This is a genomic window from Hyphomonas sp. KY3 (genome assembly GCF_017309975.1).
Taxonomy (GTDB): domain Bacteria; phylum Pseudomonadota; class Alphaproteobacteria; order Caulobacterales; family Hyphomonadaceae; genus Hyphomonas.
This window is the reverse complement of sequence record NZ_CP022271.1, coordinates 509,767-527,729: the sequence shown is the minus strand read 5'-3', so window position 1 is coordinate 527,729 and position 17,963 is coordinate 509,767. Positions and strand designations below refer to the sequence as shown.

The 17,963-nt window shown below is 59.7% G+C and carries 18 protein-coding genes; 4 read left to right on the top strand and 14 right to left on the bottom strand.

All coding sequences use genetic code 11. The annotated features are described in order from the left end of the window. Window positions 1-59: 59 nt before the first annotated feature. Both CFA77_RS02815 and CFA77_RS02810 read right to left on the bottom strand, forming a co-directional pair. On the bottom strand, window positions 60-575 hold the full coding sequence (locus CFA77_RS02815) for a prepilin peptidase (protein WP_206992160.1): 516 nt from the start codon (window positions 573-575) through the stop codon (window positions 60-62). A gap of 148 nt (window positions 576-723) precedes the next feature. Further along, complete coding sequence (locus tag CFA77_RS02810; protein ID WP_084333459.1) at window positions 724-885, bottom strand: Flp family type IVb pilin; 162 nt, start codon at window positions 883-885, stop codon at window positions 724-726. Between the two features lie 306 nt (window positions 886-1,191). Between CFA77_RS02810 and CFA77_RS02805 the strand changes: the two genes are divergently transcribed. The 3 genes from CFA77_RS02805 (at window position 1,192) to CFA77_RS02795 (ending at window position 2,927) form a co-directional block, all read left to right on the top strand. Beyond that, the gene (locus CFA77_RS02805) at window positions 1,192-1,635 is read left to right on the top strand and encodes a pilus assembly protein N-terminal domain-containing protein (RefSeq protein WP_051607959.1); all 444 of its coding nucleotides are present in this window, start codon (window positions 1,192-1,194) and stop codon (window positions 1,633-1,635) included. Between the two features lie 123 nt (window positions 1,636-1,758). Further along, window positions 1,759-2,316: a TadE/TadG family type IV pilus assembly protein gene (locus tag CFA77_RS02800; RefSeq protein ID WP_034816417.1), complete on the top strand. Its 558-nt coding sequence runs from the start codon at window positions 1,759-1,761 to the stop codon at window positions 2,314-2,316. 5 nt (window positions 2,317-2,321) lie between these two features. Next, window positions 2,322-2,927 (top strand): TadE/TadG family type IV pilus assembly protein, encoded by a 606-nt coding sequence (locus CFA77_RS02795; protein WP_233347828.1) that lies wholly within the window; start codon window positions 2,322-2,324, stop codon window positions 2,925-2,927. A 14-nt stretch (window positions 2,928-2,941) separates the two neighbouring features. Here the strand turns inward: CFA77_RS02795 and CFA77_RS02790 are convergent, their stop codons facing one another. Next, the gene (locus tag CFA77_RS02790; RefSeq protein ID WP_206992159.1) at window positions 2,942-4,444 is read right to left on the bottom strand and encodes an MFS transporter; all 1,503 of its coding nucleotides are present in this window, start codon (window positions 4,442-4,444) and stop codon (window positions 2,942-2,944) included. Window positions 4,445-4,536: 92 nt separating this feature from the next. Then, complete coding sequence (murC, locus tag CFA77_RS02785; protein ID WP_206992158.1) at window positions 4,537-5,961, bottom strand: UDP-N-acetylmuramate--L-alanine ligase; 1,425 nt, start codon at window positions 5,959-5,961, stop codon at window positions 4,537-4,539. 189 nt (window positions 5,962-6,150) lie between these two features. On the opposite strand from murC, the gene CFA77_RS02780 reads away from it, so the two are divergent. Next, entirely contained in the window at window positions 6,151-6,639 is a 489-nt protein-coding gene (locus CFA77_RS02780) for a DUF3291 domain-containing protein (protein ID WP_206992157.1), read from the top strand. Here CFA77_RS02780 and murG read toward each other — a convergent pair. From murG to CFA77_RS02730, 10 genes are read right to left on the bottom strand one after another with little or no spacing between them, the layout of a single operon-like run. Continuing rightward, window positions 6,636-7,733, bottom strand: a complete 1,098-nt coding sequence (gene murG, locus CFA77_RS02775) for an undecaprenyldiphospho-muramoylpentapeptide beta-N-acetylglucosaminyltransferase (protein ID WP_206992156.1) — start codon at window positions 7,731-7,733, stop codon at window positions 6,636-6,638. The genes CFA77_RS02780 and murG overlap by 4 nt on opposite strands. Then, complete coding sequence (locus CFA77_RS02770) at window positions 7,726-8,835, bottom strand: FtsW/RodA/SpoVE family cell cycle protein (protein WP_206993152.1); 1,110 nt, start codon at window positions 8,833-8,835, stop codon at window positions 7,726-7,728. The genes murG and CFA77_RS02770 overlap by 8 nt, the downstream gene beginning before the upstream one ends. 38 nt (window positions 8,836-8,873) lie before the next feature. Continuing rightward, window positions 8,874-10,289: a UDP-N-acetylmuramoyl-L-alanine--D-glutamate ligase gene (gene murD / locus CFA77_RS02765; protein WP_206992155.1), complete on the bottom strand. Its 1,416-nt coding sequence runs from the start codon at window positions 10,287-10,289 to the stop codon at window positions 8,874-8,876. 10 nt (window positions 10,290-10,299) lie between these two features. Further along, a complete protein-coding gene (gene mraY, locus CFA77_RS02760) occupies window positions 10,300-11,493 on the bottom strand; it encodes a phospho-N-acetylmuramoyl-pentapeptide-transferase (RefSeq protein WP_206992154.1) in 1,194 nt (397 codons plus the stop codon). Next, window positions 11,493-12,926, bottom strand: coding sequence for a UDP-N-acetylmuramoyl-tripeptide--D-alanyl-D-alanine ligase (gene murF, locus CFA77_RS02755; protein ID WP_206992153.1), 1,434 nt, complete (start codon window positions 12,924-12,926; stop codon window positions 11,493-11,495). Before murF ends, mraY begins: the two co-directional genes overlap by 1 nt. After that, window positions 12,923-14,362, bottom strand: coding sequence for a UDP-N-acetylmuramoyl-L-alanyl-D-glutamate--2,6-diaminopimelate ligase (locus CFA77_RS02750; protein WP_242517459.1), 1,440 nt, complete (start codon window positions 14,360-14,362; stop codon window positions 12,923-12,925). The genes murF and CFA77_RS02750 overlap by 4 nt, the downstream gene beginning before the upstream one ends. Next, complete coding sequence (locus CFA77_RS02745; protein ID WP_206992152.1) at window positions 14,359-15,987, bottom strand: penicillin-binding protein 2; 1,629 nt, start codon at window positions 15,985-15,987, stop codon at window positions 14,359-14,361. Before CFA77_RS02745 ends, CFA77_RS02750 begins: the two co-directional genes overlap by 4 nt. Continuing rightward, window positions 15,984-16,325: a septum formation initiator family protein gene (locus CFA77_RS02740; RefSeq protein ID WP_206992151.1), complete on the bottom strand. Its 342-nt coding sequence runs from the start codon at window positions 16,323-16,325 to the stop codon at window positions 15,984-15,986. Before CFA77_RS02740 ends, CFA77_RS02745 begins: the two co-directional genes overlap by 4 nt. Further along, a complete protein-coding gene (rsmH, locus tag CFA77_RS02735) occupies window positions 16,322-17,344 on the bottom strand; it encodes a 16S rRNA (cytosine(1402)-N(4))-methyltransferase RsmH (RefSeq protein ID WP_206992150.1) in 1,023 nt (340 codons plus the stop codon). Before rsmH ends, CFA77_RS02740 begins: the two co-directional genes overlap by 4 nt. Then, window positions 17,344-17,892, bottom strand: a complete 549-nt coding sequence (locus tag CFA77_RS02730) for a division/cell wall cluster transcriptional repressor MraZ (RefSeq protein ID WP_206992149.1) — start codon at window positions 17,890-17,892, stop codon at window positions 17,344-17,346. Before CFA77_RS02730 ends, rsmH begins: the two co-directional genes overlap by 1 nt. Between the last annotated feature and the right edge of the window lie 71 nt (window positions 17,893-17,963).

Sequence of the window (17,963 nt, the reverse complement as noted above, 5' to 3'; positions counted from 1 at the left end):
TGAACGATTCAGAGTGGTCCGGTCAAAGGCGACCTTTTCACAAGGCCACTAAAGCATCGTTAACTGAAAAGACTGATCCGGCTTAATACATCGGTAAGAAATGGCGACTGGGGACCGGCGGCAAAAACACCCGCAGCAATCGCGACTCCATAGGGAACGCCCGCCTTTTCCTCGAAAGGGGCGCGGACAGCTCCCGGAACCACTTCAACCGGCATGGTCTTGCGAACCAGAATGATGAGGATGGCGCATGCGCCACCCGCTACAGCCATCACGAACAGGAATGTGATGCTGGCACTCGGCCCGACCCAAAGCATCACGGCAGGGATCATCTTGGCGTCCCCTCCCCCAACGATATTGAACGCGAACAAGCCGAACGCGATCAGGAAGGCACACAAGGCAGTAATAAGGTGTCCCCCGATGATTTCCATCGGAACGCCTGAAACGAACGCTGCCGGCACGAACAACACTGCGAGCGTCACGTTCAACCAGTTCGGAATCGTCAGGCGATTCACATCATGAAGCGCTGCAAAAACGCACAAGGCCAGGAACAGGCCGGCAATCATGGCCAGGATCATTGAGGGCTTCCTTCAAGTCTGTTGCGAAGCATGCTGACCCAAAAGATTGAAGGAAGTTTTTAAGCTCCGCCGTATGAGCATAAAAAAGAAGCCGCCAGGTTTTCCCCGGCGGCTCCATTTGTATGGCAAGACTAAATAAGTCTTGGTCTTAGGCTGCGTTCATGTCGTCGGCAACGCCCTGGAACTTTTCGTTCACAGAATTACCGAGGGCGGTAGCACCGCCGATGATAGCAACAGCGATAAGCGCAGCGATCAGACCGTATTCAATAGCCGTAGCGCCGGACTCGTCTTTCAGAAAACGTGCAAACATTGGAAACTCCCATCATGCAATTGTTATTGCCCCGGCAATAATCCTCTACCCGGAACATGACTGACACTACCGGTTCATTCTCAATATCGCGTGAAAGAAAACAGAAAATCCGTGAAGGCAAAACAGGGTTTCGTTTACCTTCTTAGTGCCCGCAAATATTGGGCTTTTGGTGATTCGGAAATTGCCGGTCCAGTCCCATATAATGACTAGAACAGCGAAATCTGGTCGTCGTGGGTACGCTATTAGGAAACGTGCAACCTTATTGGAAGAATGTGCGCGGGCTGAATTAAGTCTGGAGACAGCAAGATGAATCTGTTCGCGAAAATCTGCACACTGCCGGTTGCCGCTGCGCTTGTATCCCAAATCGCAGTCGCGGGCCCTCTGTCGGTAGAGGTGAACAAAACCATACCGGTTCACTTGCGCAGTGCAGCTGCCAGCGTCGTCCTGGGCAATCAGACAATCGCAGACGTTGCGGTCCATGATGAGAAGCTCATCTTCATTACAGGCAAGACGTTTGGCACCACCAATTTGCTGATTTTCGACAAATCTGGCCGCCAGATCTATTCCACAGACATCCTTGTTGTCGCGAATGAAGCGAATGTGGTGACGATCAACCGGTCAGGATCCAACTATACATATGACTGTGCACCTACCTGCCGCTCAACCCTCAGCGTTGGCGATGCTCCGGAGCACTTCGAACAGTATATCGATCAGCAAACGGGCGTGAAGGCACTGTCCGACAGCAATTGATTGACGGTTCGTACCGTTTCTCTGACCCGAATACATAAAATTCGACAGATTCGCGAAACTGGCTGATCACCCACATCTGATAGACACCTCACCTGATCAAATGGGTCTGTGTGGGTGACGACAATGACATTACAACTTGGCATTCTTGCGCCACGACTGCGCAGCAAGTTCAAGGCATGGTGTGAAAACCGGCGCGGTGCGACCGCCGTCGAGTTTGCGCTCGTATCCGTCCCTTTCTTCTTCCTGATCTTCGGCCTGCTGGAAATCTGCCTGATATTCATCATGTCCACAGTACTCGAACATGCGTTGGCGGAAGCCTCCAGAAAGATCCGTACCGGACAGGCCCAGGACAACAGCTTCACAAAAGTCGAGTTCCGGAACGAAGTCTGCTCAAAGTTCTACAATCTGCTCAATTGCGATGATCGCCTCTATATTGACGTGCGCTCGCTCGACAAGTTCAGCCTCGCCGACCTGACCACGCCGTTGGCCGGTGACGGTGAAATTGATGATACCGACTTCAAATATGATCCCGGCTCGGCCAATGATATTGTGGCTGTGCGTGTCTATTATGAGTGGTCCCTCATGACCCCGTGGGTATCGACACCTTTGTCCAACCTTCCAAACAATCGCCACCTGCTTCAGGCCAATGCGGTGTTCCGCAACGAGCCTTTCGGAGATTGATGACCATGACCAAGAAATCCCTGCTCTCTCGACTCAATCCCCGTCTCAAATGGCGCGGTGTGCGCGGCATTCGCTATAATGAGGAAGGCGTCTCTGCGGTCGAATTTGCGTTGATCGCACCAATCCTGATTTTCATCTATCTGGGCGCGGTCGAGCTGAGCCTGCTTATGCGGGTGGATCGCCGCGTCACATCAACCACGGCGAGCCTTGGCGACCTGACCGCACGTCTCGCAACGGTGACCGACGAAGACATGGAAGAAATGTTTGCCGCCGCAGAAGTCATGATGCAGCCATATGAGGCACAGAGCGCCACCATGCGGATCACCAGCATCGTCGACAGTGGAGACGGCAAGGCCGTTGTCGCATGGTCAGACGCCTACAAGATGACCGCCTATTCCAAAGGCGCGACGGTCACGGTCCCAAGCGGGATCATCTCGTCGCCAGGATCGATCATCTTGTCCGAAGTCGTCTATGAGTATGACAGCAAGATTGGTGGCTTCCTCAACACAACGATGACGATCGACGATGAATTCTATCTCCGTCCTCGCCGTGTCGACGCAATTGCCCGCGTGACCCTCGGAACTGGCGATTCTTTCGGCCCGACCAGCTAGGGTCCCCCTGCCCTCTATTCAGCAGGCGTCTTGGACACTTTCACGGTTGTCAGTACCGCAAAGCCGCAAAAGAACAGAAGCGCGATGGCAGACATGCCGACTCGCTGGCTGTTCGACCATGTCGTGAACAATTCGATCAGCAAGGGCCCGATCCAGACAGTGACGGTGCCCGCAATCGCATAAAGCCCGAAGAACTCCCCCCGCATATGCGTTGGTGCAATGTGGACCAGCATTGACCGGCTCGACGAAATGTTCGCCGTGGCGAACACGCCGATCAGCGCCCCGTTCAGCAGGTAGGTGACGTCAGACAGGCTGGAGAAAACGGGTGCCTGCCACAGTTCGCGGTTCTCGATCAGGCCGAACAGGATGGAATCCCGCGTCACGGACAAGCCAAAGAACAAGATGATGACGATTGCCATCAGCTCCATCAGGAGCGCATTCTTCGGGCCGAGCTTTGAATCGAACCAGCCGCCCGCCACACCGCCAATCGCCGCCCAGATCGAGGCCCAGATTGCGTAGACGGTCAGCTCGACAATGCCCCAGCCGAGGAACAGGCTGACATAGACGGCCGCCAGCGCCAGCAGGGCGAACATGCCATCGGCATAAATGGTACGCGCAATCAGGAATTTGAACGCTTCCCGATATTCAGCTGCCTTGCGCACTGTGCGGACAACCCCCGCAGCCCCTTCTTTGACCGATGGGAAAAACGGGGTCCCCTTCACACCCGTATCTTTGGCGTAAAGGAAAAACGGAACGATCATCACGGCCAGCCATACCGCGCAGATCGGTCCGGCAATGCGGAAATGCTGGTACCGTGCGGTATCAATACCGAACAGGGGCTCCGCGAATGGCCAGTTCAGCATATCCGGCAGGGCAAACATGAAGACGATTGCAACGAACAACAGCGTCGCCGCCGCATTGCCGAGTGCCAAACCAAAGCCCGACACGGCCGGGAGGGCGCTTGGCCGGGCGGCGTCGGGAAGCATGGAGTTATGCGTCACCTCACTGAATGTGTAGGTGACATAGGCTGCGATGAGGATGGCGATGATTGTGCCGGTGGAAAATCCGGATTCGCCAGGCACGGCCCACCAGAGCAGGAAGCTGAGCACAGACAGGACACCGAGGAACAGGATCAGGAGCGGCTTGCGCCTCAGGCCCCGGTCGAATGCCGCTCCGAGGAAGGGCGCCGTCAGCGCCGCAATCGCGCCCGCCCATTTTGACAGGGACGCCACCACGGCCTGTCCTTTTGCGCCAGCAACCTGGCGCGCGGTTTCCGGGTCCATCCCTTCCAGCTCTCCGCTGGCCATTATGTCCGCGCCAATGATGTCGCGGGCGAAATAGGGCGCGAACACATAGATGATGATGAGGATATAATAGGGATTGCGCGCCCATTCGAACCAGGCCCACGCAAAGCCCGTCTTGCCGAGCGCTCCGCCCTCCCCGGCCGTGTGCGCGCCTTGCGCAGCTACAATTGCAGCTTCTTCGTCCTGGCCGGGCGAAATGGATGTCTCGGTCATGCGGTATCCTCCCAAGTGCCGCTTGCCGGCATCTGTCGACTAGCGTGCACATTCGGAAAGAAAGTGAAAGCGGTTTTGCCGCTGTCGCAACGTCAGGCCGACAGCTTTTCCGCCAATTCGGCCGCGTACTTGGTGATGTCCCCCGCGCCGAGACAAACCACCATCGCGCCGGGCTCAGCCAGGGCTTTCAATGTCTCTGGCAATGCCTCCATGGACGGGATCGTTGCAGCACCGCGATGGCCATTGCGGACTATGCTGGCGACGAGGGTCTCATGGTTGAACCCGTCAATCGGGCTCTCGCCCGCTTCATAGACCGGCGCGACCAACACATGGTCAGCCTGGTCGAAACAGCGGGAGAAATCCTCGAACAGGTCGCGCAGACGTGTATAGCGATGCGGTTGGCAAACCGCGATCAGCTGGCCTTGCCCCTGCATGGCCCGTGCAGCCTTCAATACGGCCGAAATCTCTACCGGGTGATGACCATAATCATCAATAATGCGGACGGGCGGCTTGCCTTCGACCGGCACCCATTCCCCGACCTGTGTGAAGCGGCGCTTCACCCCGCCAAATTGCCCCATCGAGGTCCGGACCTGATCGTCTGTGGCGCCAAGTTCCAGCGCGACAGCAACGGCGGCCAGCGCATTCTGGACATTGTGCTCGCCCGCCATCGGCAGAGTCAGCCCTTCGATCATCCGCGGCTGGGCAGAGCCGGGACGGCGCAGCGCGACATCGAAATGCGCGCCCGACAGATCGGTTTTCAGATTGATGGCGCGGACATCGGCCTGGCGGTTGAAGCCATAGGTGATGCGGCGCCGGTCCGTAACGCGCGCAGCCAATCCCTGCACTTCAGGATGGTCCGTGCACAGGACGGCAAAGCCATAAAATGGGAGGTTCTCGACAAAGGTATCAAACGCCTCGCGGAGTTTCTCCATGGACCCGTAATGGTCCATGTGTTCGGCGTCGATATTGGTGACCACGGCGCAGGTCGGGTGGAGCTTGGCAAAAGTGCCGTCGCTTTCGTCACTCTCGACCACCATCCAGTCGCTCTCGCCTGCCTTGTAGTTCGACCCATAGGCATGGATGATCCCGCCATTGATGACGGTCGGGTCGATATTTGCGCCATCCAGCAGCGCCGCGACCATCGAGGTCGTCGTCGTCTTGCCATGTGTGCCCGCAATGCAGACCGTGTACTTCAGCCGCGTGATCTCGGCCAGCATGTTAGCCCGGCGCACGACCGGAATACCTGTGGCGCGCGCCGCATCGACCTCTGGATTGCCAGACTTGATCGCGGTGGAGATGATTACCGTGCCGGCCCCCTCCACATTCTCGGCGGCGTGCCCGATGAAGATCTTCGCGCCCCGCTCGCGCAGGCGCTGGATATTGTCGGACTCGCGTATGTCAGAGCCCTGCACCTGATAGCCCATCGTGATCATGACATCGGCGATGCCAGACATGCCGATGCCGCCAATGCCGACAATATGCGCGGGACCAAGATCAAACGGAGTGGGAGAAGTCATGCAGGATCGTCCAAATGAGGAAACGGGAACGCCTAGCGATACCGTGACGCGGGAGCGCGAAGCAAGGACTGCTTGCGCATGACGCATTCATGAAATCCGAGGCGTTTTTCTTGAATGGGCATCGTGCGATCCCAAAATGACTGTAATGAGGCACAATTCGGGTGCTTCGTAGCGAGGGGAACCGCACTCATGAAAATGCATCTGGCCCAGCTCAATGTCGGCCACCTCGTCGCGCCGACGGATGATCCGCGCGTGAAAGATTTCATGGACAATCTCGATTTCATCAACGGGATCGGCAAATCCATGCCCGGTTTCGTCTGGATGATGGAAGGATCGGGTGAGCCCGGCCAGGGCAATACGGAAGCCAAGATCGATGGCGATCCGCAATTCGTTGCCAATCTGACCGTCTGGGAAGACGTACAAAGCCTCGAAACCTTTGTCTGGGGCACGATCCACCGGAAATTCTACGAACGCCGCGCTGAATGGTTCGAGATGATGCGCGAGATGCATTTCGTCATGTGGTGGGTGCCAGAGGGCCACGAGCCGACACTGGACGAAGCACTGGAACGACTGGCCCGCCGCCAGCAAGATGGCGACACGGACGAAGCCTTCGGATGGGAATGGCTGCGTGAAGCCGAATTGCACAAGACGCACGCCTGCGCCCCCCGTGTAGCCTAAAGCTCAGCGACTCGTTCGGCCATGTCTGCCAGTTCTTTGGCGGCATTGACCTTGGCCGACGCCTTCGCGGCTGCCGCCCGTGCGCGCAGATCGTCGGCATCCTGCAGACGGGCCGTTATCAGCGCGCCCAGCAATTGCGGATAGAGATTGCTCTCCAGCACCATGTCGGCGGCGCCAATCTCCGTCAGGGCCTCGGCATTGGCGGCCTGATGATCATCCATGGCAATCGCCAGCGGAATCAGGATGGACGGCCGACCGACCGCGGCAATCTCCGATACTGTGCCGGCGCCAGACCGTGCGATGACGAGATGCGCCTGTGACAGCTTCTGCGGCATGTCCGAGAAGAACGGCGACAACTCGGCTTCAATCTTCACACGCCGATACATGTTATCGACAAAGGCATATTGTTCCTGACGCACCTGCTGGATGATGCGAAGCCGCGCCTGCAGCGGGGGCGGCACGAAATCAACAATCGCCGTCGGGATCGTTTCACCGATGATCTTGGACCCCTGACTTCCGCCCGTAATCAGAATGGTCAGCATATCGTCCGTGGAGGGATAGGGGTCTTCCCGCCGCGCCAGTATGGCCTCACGCACCGGATTGCCGACGGCCAGATGCGCGCTCCAGGAGGGTAGCCTGTCGAGCCGCTCGAACCCGCTGGCGACCAGTTTGGCCTGCCGGGCAAAACGGCGGTTCACCCGCCCGAGAACAGCGTTCTGCTCATGGATGATGATCGGCACCTTCATGCGGCGCGCCGCAGCCAGTGCCGGGAAGGCCGGATAGCCACCAAAGCCTGCGATCAGGCTGGGCCGGGTTTCACGGATCAGGGTTTTCGCACGGGATATGCCCGCATTGATCTTCATGGCCGTCGCCGGCAGAGTCCATGGCTTGCGGAGATTGGGGGAAGAGGCCTGAATCTGTTCCAGCCAGTCTGCCGGAAATTCCTTGGCATATTTTGCGCCGCGCTTGTCAGAGATCAGGCCAACCTTCCAGCCTCTTGCAATCATCTCGTCTGCAAAGGCTCTGGCGGGGAACATGTGCCCCCCTGTGCCACCTGCTGCGATGACGACAAGCTTGTCTCTGTCTTCAGCCATACCGGCCCCTTGTGCGCGTACCTTGTCCGCGCACAAGTGCCAGCGCAAGGCCCAGTGTCAATCCCGTCCCGATCATGGACGAGCCACCATAGGACACAAATGGCAGTGTCATGCCCTTTGGCGGGATAAGGGCCAGATTTACGGCAATGTTTATGGCAGCCTGAAGGCCGAATAGCGTGAAGAGTCCGGCAGCCGCAGCGCGCGCATAGCCATCTTCCACACGTGAACTGGCACGGAAGCCCCGCAGGATCAGCAATACGAAAACCGCCATCAGCATCAGCGCCGCGATCAGGCCAAACTCCTCGACCATGACCGCATAGATGAAATCAGTGTGCGCGTCCGGCAGATGGATCTTAACTTGCCCCTCCCCCGGTCCAACACCAAACAATCCCCCCCGGCCGATGGCTTCGGCGGCGCGGTCAATCTGGTACGTATCGGCAGAGTCTGGATTGATGAAGCTGTTCACCCGGTAGCGAACATGCGGCAGCAAGGCATAAAGCGACGCCGACAAGCTGACCCCGCCAACCGCGAACCCTGCCGCCCATCTCCACGGCAGGCCACTGACATAGAACGTCACGACGAAGGCCGCACTCAGCAACACCGACTGTCCGACATCCGGTTGCAACAATAAAAGGCCGAGCGTGACCGCATAGAACAGGAAGGCAATGATCGCCCAAGGCCCGGTTGGATACAGCTCTCGCTGCGCCAGCAACCAACCGCTCAGGACAATCAAGGCAGGCTTTACCATCTCGCTCGGCTGCAGGGAAAACCCGGCAAACCGCAACCAGCGCTGCGCGCCCTTGGCCTCGTGTCCCCAAACGAGAATGAAGAACATCAGGGCAAGGCTGACAATAAAGACCAGCGTTGCAAACCGCCGCGCCCAGGTCCGGTCCAGCATGCTGACCACCACCATGATGGTCGCGCCCAAACCGGCAAAGCAGACCTGACGGAACACAAAGAAGTATTCATCCGAATAGCCAATCCGCGCCGCCGCAGTCGGCCCCGCCGCAAGCGACATGAGCAGGCCAATGGCAATCAGGAAAAACGCACCGCCGAAGAGCCCCCAATCGAGCGTCCGCCGCCACTCGGTCAGCCAGGACATGTCCGAGCGTGCGAGCAATGGGGCGGATGCTACGTAGGTCAAGCCAACTCCTTCAACTCCTGCGGCATCATTGACTGGACGATGCTCCGGAACACATCTCCGCGATGTTCAAAGTCGCGGAACTGGTCGAAACTTGCACAGGCAGGTGAAAGAAGAATGACCGGATTTTCGTCTCCGACCACTTTTGCATCACGAAATGCAGCCTGAACTGCATTTTCGAGCGTGCCGCATGTTTGCAGGGCCACCTTGCCCTTCAGCGTTGCGGCGAAGGTTTCTTCGGAGTCCCCGATCAGATAGGCCTTCGTGATGTTCGGGAACAGCGGCGCCAATGGCTGGATGCCCTCAGCCTTCGAAACACCGCCTGCAATCCAGTATGCTTTCTTGTAGGCTTTCAACGCCTGTTCGGCGGCTTCGGCATTGGTCGCCTTGGAGTCATTGACGAATTTCACGCCATCAATCTCGCCAACCATTTCGAGTCGGTGGGCAAGACCCGGGAAGGTGCGAATACCATCCATGATGGTCTGTGGGTCGAGGCCCAGCGCCCGGCAGGCGGCATAGGCTGCCGCGGCATTCTGGTGGTTGTGACGGCCCGGCAGCGCCATGCAGTCGGAGAGGTTACCGACGAACTGCGCCTGACCGCTATTGCTGTCATAGAGTCGTCCGTCCACGGCGCTGACGCCCCGGCCGAGCGCATAGGTGGATGAAGCCTGGACAACACGCGCTGGTCCATTTGCCGACAGGCCGATGGCGATGGACTGGGTGATCACATCGTCAAAGCCAATGATCGCAACATCTTTCTCGGTCTGGTTCTGGAAGATGCGCATTTTCGCAGCCTGGTACCCGTCCATGCCGCCATGGCGGTCCAGATGATCCGGCGTGATGTTGAGCAGCACGGCGACATCGCAATGCAGGCTCTTCACCAGGTCCAGCTGGTAGGAAGAGAGCTCCAGAACATAGGTTGCGTTGGCGTGCAGTGGGGCAAGGTCCAGCACGCCTGTGCCGATATTGCCCCCGATGCGCGCATCACGGCCCGCATGTTTCAGGATATGCCCGATCAACGCGGTTGTGGTCGACTTCCCGTTCGTGCCGGTGATGGCCACGATCTTCGGACGGCCACGCTCTGGCAGGGCCTGCACAGCGCGGGCGAATAATTCCATGTCGCCGACGACCGGCACATTGGTCATTTCCGCCATCCGCACAATCCGGTGCGGCTGCGGGAATTTGTATGGCACGCCGGGGGAAAGGACGAGCGCGGCAAAGGTCTGCCAGTCGCGCTTGTTGATGTCTGACAGGGTCAGGCCGGCGGCCTCCGCCTTTGCGCGGGTCTCTTCATTGTCATCCCACGCATGAACACGCGCGCCCCCGGCCTTGAGGGCCTTGGCAGCCGAGAGGCCTGTCCGGCCAAGGCCGAACACAGCAACATCTCTTCCAGCATATTCAGTAATCGGAATCATGGGTCTCGGCTTACCTCAGCTTCAACGTTGCGAGGCCCGCGAGGGCGAACAGGACGGACAGGATCCAGAAGCGCGCCACAACGCGCGTTTCTGGCCAGTTTTTCTTCTGGAAGTGGTGGTGCAGCGGCGCCATGAGGAAGATGCGCTTGCCTTCCCCCGTCAGCTTGCGGGTGACCTTGAACCAGCCGACCTGTATCATCACAGACACCGCTTCCATCACGAACAGACCGCCAATGATAACCAGCGCAAATTCGTGCTTGGCCGCCACCGCAACGACACCCAGCATTCCTCCAAGCCCGAGCGATCCGGTGTCGCCCATGAAGACCTTGGCCGGATAGGCATTGTACCAGAGGAAGCCCATGCCCGCGCCGATCATGGAGGCGAGCAACACGGTCAGTTCGCCGGTGCCCGGCGTGAACTGGATGCCGAGATAGTCGGCGAAGACGAAGTTACCTGTCAGGTAAGCAATCAGGGCATAGGAGGCAGCCGCGAAACTCATCGGCACAATGGCGAGGCCATCCAGACCGTCGGTGAAGTTCACCGCATTCGCGCTGCCGACGACCACGATCATGCCAAACAGGATGAAGAAGCCGCCAAGCGGGAAGAAATAGTCATTTACGAAGGGCACAGCCACGCCGCCGGAAAAGGCCGGGTCGGCAGGCTCGACGCTTGTTTCGGGTGCCAGGCTGGCAATGGTCTCAGCCAATCCGTTCAGAGGGCCCCATTCGGCATGACCCGCTGGCGTATGCGCGCCGTGCAGGCCCATGATGAACGCACAGGCAATCGCCGCTATGCCAAAGCCCGCGAGCAGGCGCACGCTCGCCGGAACGCCATCCGCGCTCTGCTTGGAAACCTTGGCAAGATCATCCAGGAAGCCAAGAATGGCGTAAGACAGTGTCACGAACAGTGTGGCCCAGATGTATGGGTTCGTCAGGTTGCCCCAGAGCAAGACGCCGACCACCAGGCCCAGCCAGATCAGGAAACCGCCCATTGTCGGCGTGCCCTGCTTCGACAGCTGCGCTTCCAGCGACAAGTCGCGGATCGGCTGGCCCTTACCCTGCCGGGCACGGAGGAAGTTGATGATTGCGTCTCCGAACAGGACGGTCACAAGGAACGCCGTCACCACGGCCGCGCCGGACCGGAATGTGATATAGTTCAGAACGTTAAATATACCGCTGTCTGCGGCCAGCCATTCGTATAGCATCACCCAACCTCTGCGGCGCCTTCTGCCCCGCGTTCCATCTTACCCATTGCCGAGTCGCTCCATTGGCGAATTCGGTCAGCTAGTTTCGCCATCCCGGACGCATTCGACCCCTTGATCAAGAGCACATCTCCATCTCGGAGCGCATTTTGCAGAGGATTCCACAGCTCTTCCCAATTGCGAGTCCAGGTCTGCTCCAACTGAGGCGGAAGTGCGTCCGAAAGATGAGTCATTTTGTCGCCTGCCAGGAAAATGGCAGCTGGCCCAGTATCCGCCACCGGATCCGCAAGCGCGGCATGTTCAGCATCCGACGTTTCGCCAATTTCGAGCATTTCGCCGAGCGCAATCAGCCGACGTCCACTGCCCCGACGGGACAGCGCAGCCAATGAGGCCTTCATGCTCGCCGGGTTTGCATTGTAGGCATCATCGATCAGCGTAATGTGTCCACCCTGTGGCAGGGTGAGCTGTTCGGCTGTCCCCCGACCGGGAGGTGGCGTGTAACCCGAAAGTGCTTCGGCGCAGTCCTCGACCGACAGACCGGACTGGCTGGCGGCCAGAACCGCCGCTGCCGCATTCATGGCCCAATGCTCACCAACCGCATTGATCGTGACAAGCACCGGCTTGCCGACAATATCGAGCTGGATCCGGCTTTCATTGCCGTCTGTCTCATATCCGACAATACGCGCCGTCGCATTGGCGCTCCGGCCAAAACTCTCGAGATTTCCGGTCGGGCAGAAGCGCCGCGCGCGTCCGGCAAGATAGTCAAAGAATTCGTCATCGGCAGGCAGGATAAATGTCCCCCCGGCCTCCATACCGGTAAAGATATCTGCCTTCTCATGCGCAACTGCGCTGAGAGAGCCGAGCCCTTCAAGATGCGCCCCCGCAATACAGGTCACGATGCCGGTATGCGGACGAACCATCTGGCTGCGCGGCGCGATCTCGCCAGGAGTCGACATGCCAATCTCGAAAACGGCGCGCGTGGTGTCTTCCGGCATGCGCGCCAGAGTCAGCGGCACACCCCAATGATTGTTGAAACTCTTCACATTCCAGTGCGCCGGACCGAAGGCGCGATAGATCTGTGCCAGCATTTCCTTGACGCTGGTCTTGCCGGCTGAACCGGTCACGGCCGTGCGATGCGCGCCACAGCGGACCCGCGCGGCCACACCCACCTGCTCCAGCGCTTCCTGCACATCATCCACAATGAGCTGAGGTCCCAGCCCGACCTGACGCGACACGAGTGCGCCCGCCGCGCCCGCAGCAAAGGCCGCCTCGACGAAATCATGCCCATCGCGCTGGTCCGTCAGCGCCACGAACAGGTCGCCCGGCTTCAGGCTGCGTGTGTCGATCGACACTGAACCCGTCACAGAGAACGGATCCGTCGCCCTGCCACCCGTAATGAGCGCGATATCGGAAGAGATCCAGAGCGGCGCGTTCATCCGGCGCCGCCTTTCAGCGCATCCAGCGCCGTGTCCTGATCTGAGAACGGGATGATATCCGCGCCAATGATCTGGCCGGTCTCGTGGCCCTTGCCAGCGATCACCAGCGTGTCGCCTTTTTTCAGTTCGGCGATAATCGTCCGGATGGCCTCTCCGCGATCGCCAATCTCGCGCGCATTCGGCGCGGTTTCGAGAATGGCATGCCGGATCATGTCCGGGTCTTCAGAGCGCGGGTTGTCGTCGGTCACGATCACATCGTCGGCCTGACGCGTTGCGATCTCGCCCATCAGCGGGCGCTTCTTGGCATCGCGGTCACCGCCGCACCCAAAGATGACTTTCAGTCGGCCGGCTGTATGCGGACGAACGGCGCGGAGCAACACGTCGAGCCCGTCCGGCGTGTGGGCATAATCGACAAACACGCCCGCGCCTGCCTCGGTCTTGCCGACCAGTTCGAGACGCCCCTTAACGGGCTTCAGCTTGGACAGGCCGTCCATCACCGCGTCGACGTCCATGCCCAGCGACAAGCAGATCGCCGCCGCCGCCAGCGCATTCAACGCCTGGAACTCGCCGATCAGCGGCAGCTCGAAAGGCTTCAATTCGACATCGCGCCAGAACAGGTTGAGCACCTGCCCGGTCGCGCGCGGCATGATTTCGTCGATCCAGAGATCCTCGCCGCGCCAGCCGAAGGACACGACCTGCAGGCCATGATCGGTTGCGGCCTTCTCGAAGACCTCACGATGGTCGCTGTCGGCGTTCACGATGGCTGGCATGCCCTGTCCGCCAAAGTCGCGGAACAGGCGCAGTTTGGCGTCGAGGTATTCTTCCATCGTGGCGTGATAGTCGAGATGGTCCTGGGTAAAGTTCAGGAAAGCAACAGCCGACAAGTCCACACCATCAAGGCGATGTTGCTCCAGGCCGTGGCTGGACGCCTCCATCGCACAATGGGTGACCCCTTGCCCGGCCAGTTCGTGGAGGGTCTCGTGAATGGTAACCGGATCAGGTGTCGTATGGCCGACATCAATCTTGCCCTTCGGGCCAATGGCACCAAGCGTGCCCATCGAGGCAGCCGACAGGTTTGCATTCGCCCAGATCTGGCGACAGAAATCCACCGTCGAGGATTTGCCATTCGTACCTGTCACGGCAGCGATCGTTTTCGGCTGCGCGACATGGAAGCGCTTCGCGGCGAGGGCCAGCGCGCGGCGCGGCTCATCCGCGATCACATGCGTAGCACCATCTACCGCAACGCCGCCTTCGGACAGGATCGCCGCAGCGCCTTTTTCGATTGCCTGCGGAATATAGTCCCGACCATCCGATACGGTGCCTTTCAGCGCCGCGAACAGATAGCCCGGCGCTACCCGACGGCTGTCAGCCGTCATGCCTTTGATTTCGATGTCTCCCTGCTCGACGAGCGGGAACAGGTCTTTCAGTTTGGTCACAAGGAACTCCTCTTCTCCTGGCCGGAGCGGAGGGCTGCGCCCGCCGGGCGAATATCCTCGAACCGTGGCGCAAGACCCAGAAGCGGCGCGACACGTTCTATCATTCGTCCCGCCGCCGGAGCCGCATTGTAGGCCGCCGTGGCGCCGGCCCCTGATCCGGCCTTCGGATCATCGAGGGTCACGATCAGGGCATATTGGGGGCGATCATAGGGAAAGACAGCCGCAAAGCTCGTGACATTGTGGTCATCATCATACCCGCCAAGGATCGGCTTCTCCGCCGTGCCGGTTTTTCCCGCAACGCGATACCCGGCAACTTCGGCATTCTTGCCGGTGCCGGTGACGACCGCTTCGCGCATCATCACGTTCACCATTTCAGCCGTCAGAGCAGACATCACTCTTACAGGCGCAGGGCGATCCCGATTGTTCATGATCAGGGTCGGCTGAACCCGCTCACCCCCATTCGCAAAGGTCGAAAAGGCAGCCAGGAAAGACATGGGCGATACAGCAATGCCATGCCCATAGGACACGGTAGCAGAATAGAGATCGTCAAACCGCTCGGGCAGGATTGGCGCTGAACTGCCCGCCAGTTCGATCTTCACCCGCTCCATCAGACCGGCGCGGGTCAGGAAATCCTGCTGGCGCCGCGGCCCCAGCTTCTCGTTGATCCGGACCGTGCCGATATTGGAGCTCTGGGAAATGATGTGTGTGATGTCGGCATCGCCATGGAATGGGTGATCATCCTCAATCCGGAAACCGCGAATTTCCAGCGGGCGGCGCACATCAAATAATTCGGTCGGGTGCACTACGCCGGCTTCGAGCGCAGCGGCGACCGTGAAGGGCTTGAAGATGGATCCGAGTTCGTAGACCGCCCCGGTCGCACGATTGAGGCGGGACGGATCCGACATCGGAATATCGACTGACCGGTTCGGGTCAAATGGCGGCCAGCTGGCCATGGCGCGCACTTCGCCGGTTTGCGCATCCAGCAGGATCGCGGCGCCACCTTCAGCTTCATGCTCGGCAGCGGCGATTGACAGCTCAGCCTCGACCGCTGCCTGCACGCCATTATCGATGGTCAGGCGGACCGGCTCTCCACCGGCGGCCAGACGTTCATTCTGGCTATACTCAATGCCGCCTGCGCCGAGGCCATCCACATTCGTGTAGCCCAGCAAATGTCCGGCCAAGGTGCCGCGTGGATAGGCCCGGCGGCTCTCTTCCTCGAAACGCAACCCTTCAAGGCCCAGGTCAAACACGGCCTTGCGCTGGCGTGGGGTCAGGCCGCGCTCTACCCAGACAAACTCACGGGTCTGATCTGACAGGCGCCGGGTCATCTCCGCCACGTCGAGATCCGGCAGGACCGTCGCGAGCGCTTCGGACACTTCGCCGCCATCCCAGATCAGTTTCGGATTGGCGACAAGCGAGTAGGCGGAGACGGATGTGGCGAGCAGTTCGCCATTGCGATCAACAATATCGGCCCGCACGATACGCTCGGCCTTCTGACCTGCCGCATGCGCAGGTGCCGCCCCGCCCGCAAGGGACAGGTAGCCGGCCTTGCCAGCCAGAACGACAAACAGCGCACTGACCGCGAGGCCAGCAAGCCGTGTCCGGTTCCGGGAGGCTTCGCTCACTCGGGCACCTCCCCGTTCTCGGTGGATGCAGGCGCCGGGACGCTCAGGCTGTTGGGCTTGCCAACCAGTGCATCCAGATCCCCCTCGGAAGCCATCTGCTCCGGCTTGGGCGGTGCCATACCCAGTTCGGTGCGGGCATATTCCTCAATCCATTCGCGGCGGCTCATGTGCGACAGCTCGGTTTCCAGCAGCGCCTTTTCCTGGCGCGCCTCCTCGATCTGCGCCTCAACCGCCATCAGCTCAGCCGCGGTGTCCTTGGCGCCATATTTGGCACGATAGAGGCTGACAATCAGCAGGCCGACAACGACCAATCCAAACAGAAATGCGCGGCGGCTCATAGGGCATCCTCCAGGTCTGACAGGGGCGGCAGATTCATGCCGTCGCTGGCCTCTTCTTCGATGGCGGGTGCGCTGGTACGGATTGCGGCCCGCAACTTGGCGGAGCGTGCGCGCGGATTGCCTTCAACTTCGTTATCAGACGGCAGAACCGCCTTGGAAACAGCCAGCTCGAACGTGGAGTCGGGGCCTTTCTGCGCAACCGGCAAATGACGCGATCCGCCGCCCATCTTGCCGGCACGGTTCTTCAACCACTGTTTCACCATACGGTCTTCCAGCGAGTGGAAGGCCACGATCACGAGACGGCCGCCCGGACGCAGCAGGCGTTCGACAGCGTGCAGCGCACGGGCCAACTCTCCCAGCTCATCATTCACATACATGCGGATGGCCTGAAACGTCAGCGTCGCCGGGTGAATACGCGCGCCCTTGCGCCCGCCCACGGCCTTTTCAACCGCATCGGCCAGTTCGGTGGTTGTCTCGAACGGCGTGTCATCACGGTGCAGCACAATCGCCCGGGCAATCCGGCGTGCCTGGCGCTCTTCGCCAAGACGGAAGATGATGTTCGCGAGGTCGCGCTCACTCATCATATTGACCACATCCGCCGCCGTTGGGCCTGTATCGCCCATGCGCATGTCCAGTGGACCATGCTTCATGAAGGAAAAACCGCGCGCAGCCTGGTCAATCTGGAAACTGGAAACACCGATGTCGAGCACAACGCCGTCAACATGTTCATATCCCGCCGCGCGGACGATGTCGTCCATTTCGCCGAAGCGACCGAGCAAGGGTACGAGGCGTTCCGTCTTTTCCGCCATCTTCCGGGCGCGCTCAATGGCATCCACATCGCGATCAATGCCAATCAGGGTGCATTTGGAAGACCCAAGAATGGCGCGGCTATAACCGCCGCCGCCAAACGTGCCGTCAACAATGATCTCCCCATCCCTGGGGGCGAGCCATTCCAGCACTTCATCCAGCATGACCGGTTTGTGGCCAGGGTCGGGAGCGAGGGGCGCGTCCTGTGTCATCAGCTGTCGCCCCCATCCACGAGCTTCAGGGCGGCATTCCCCGAGGCCTGCTGGTGCAGCACTTCGGAATAGGCATGCCCGAGCGCTTCCAGTGTGTCTTCTTTCGCAGCCTCGGCGGCCATGGCGTCGAAATGTTCAGCATGGCGATCCGGGTTCCATATCTGGAAACTGTCCATATTGCCCGCGAATTTGACGCGATCGGTCAGGTTTGCCGCCTTCATCAACTCGTCAGACAGTTTGATGCGGCCGGTATCGTCCATCTTCAGGTCGGCAGAACCCGCGATGATGCGCGTGACCAGGGCCTTGCGGGCGGGGGAGTGCGGGGCGAGCCGGATCAGCGTCGCCCGATACATTGCCATCAGGGCCTCACCGCCGCCTTCCAGACAACCGGATCCGTCGAGCGCCGACCAGAGGAAAATCCGGTTTCCACCGCCCAGCGCAGCGCGAAAGGAAGCGGGTATGGAAACCCGACCCTTTGCATCAATAGCGCTTTCATAGGTGGAAACGAACACCCGCCAACCCTGACTTTGTCTGCCTAAACCCCGCATGGGTAAACCATGTCTTAACGTGGAGTATCATGGGACAGTATGGGTCTCAATGGGCACTGTGGATGAATCGA

Excerpts from the sequence above, each read along its gene's own strand:
- CFA77_RS02815 (WP_206992160.1), bottom strand. The coding sequence starts at position 575 with ATGATCCTGGCCATGATTGCCGGCCTGTTCCTGGCCTTGTGCGTTTTT.
- CFA77_RS02810 (WP_084333459.1), bottom strand. The coding sequence starts at position 885 with ATGTTTGCACGTTTTCTGAAAGACGAGTCCGGCGCTACGGCTATTGAA.
- CFA77_RS02805 (WP_051607959.1), top strand. The coding sequence starts at position 1,192 with ATGAATCTGTTCGCGAAAATCTGCACACTGCCGGTTGCCGCTGCGCTT.
- CFA77_RS02800 (WP_034816417.1), top strand. The coding sequence starts at position 1,759 with ATGACATTACAACTTGGCATTCTTGCGCCACGACTGCGCAGCAAGTTC.
- CFA77_RS02795 (WP_233347828.1), top strand. The coding sequence starts at position 2,322 with ATGACCAAGAAATCCCTGCTCTCTCGACTCAATCCCCGTCTCAAATGG.
- CFA77_RS02790 (WP_206992159.1), bottom strand. The coding sequence starts at position 4,444 with ATGACCGAGACATCCATTTCGCCCGGCCAGGACGAAGAAGCTGCAATT.
- murC (WP_206992158.1), bottom strand. The coding sequence starts at position 5,961 with ATGACTTCTCCCACTCCGTTTGATCTTGGTCCCGCGCATATTGTCGGC.
- CFA77_RS02780 (WP_206992157.1), top strand. The coding sequence starts at position 6,151 with ATGAAAATGCATCTGGCCCAGCTCAATGTCGGCCACCTCGTCGCGCCG.
- murG (WP_206992156.1), bottom strand. The coding sequence starts at position 7,733 with ATGGCTGAAGACAGAGACAAGCTTGTCGTCATCGCAGCAGGTGGCACA.
- CFA77_RS02770 (WP_206993152.1), bottom strand. The coding sequence starts at position 8,835 with ATGTCCTGGCTGACCGAGTGGCGGCGGACGCTCGATTGGGGGCTCTTC.
- murD (WP_206992155.1), bottom strand. The coding sequence starts at position 10,289 with ATGATTCCGATTACTGAATATGCTGGAAGAGATGTTGCTGTGTTCGGC.
- mraY (WP_206992154.1), bottom strand. The coding sequence starts at position 11,493 with ATGCTATACGAATGGCTGGCCGCAGACAGCGGTATATTTAACGTTCTG.
- murF (WP_206992153.1), bottom strand. The coding sequence starts at position 12,926 with ATGAACGCGCCGCTCTGGATCTCTTCCGATATCGCGCTCATTACGGGT.
- CFA77_RS02740 (WP_206992151.1), bottom strand. The coding sequence starts at position 16,325 with ATGAGCCGCCGCGCATTTCTGTTTGGATTGGTCGTTGTCGGCCTGCTG.
- rsmH (WP_206992150.1), bottom strand. The coding sequence starts at position 17,344 with ATGACACAGGACGCGCCCCTCGCTCCCGACCCTGGCCACAAACCGGTC.
- CFA77_RS02730 (WP_206992149.1), bottom strand. The coding sequence starts at position 17,892 with ATGCGGGGTTTAGGCAGACAAAGTCAGGGTTGGCGGGTGTTCGTTTCC.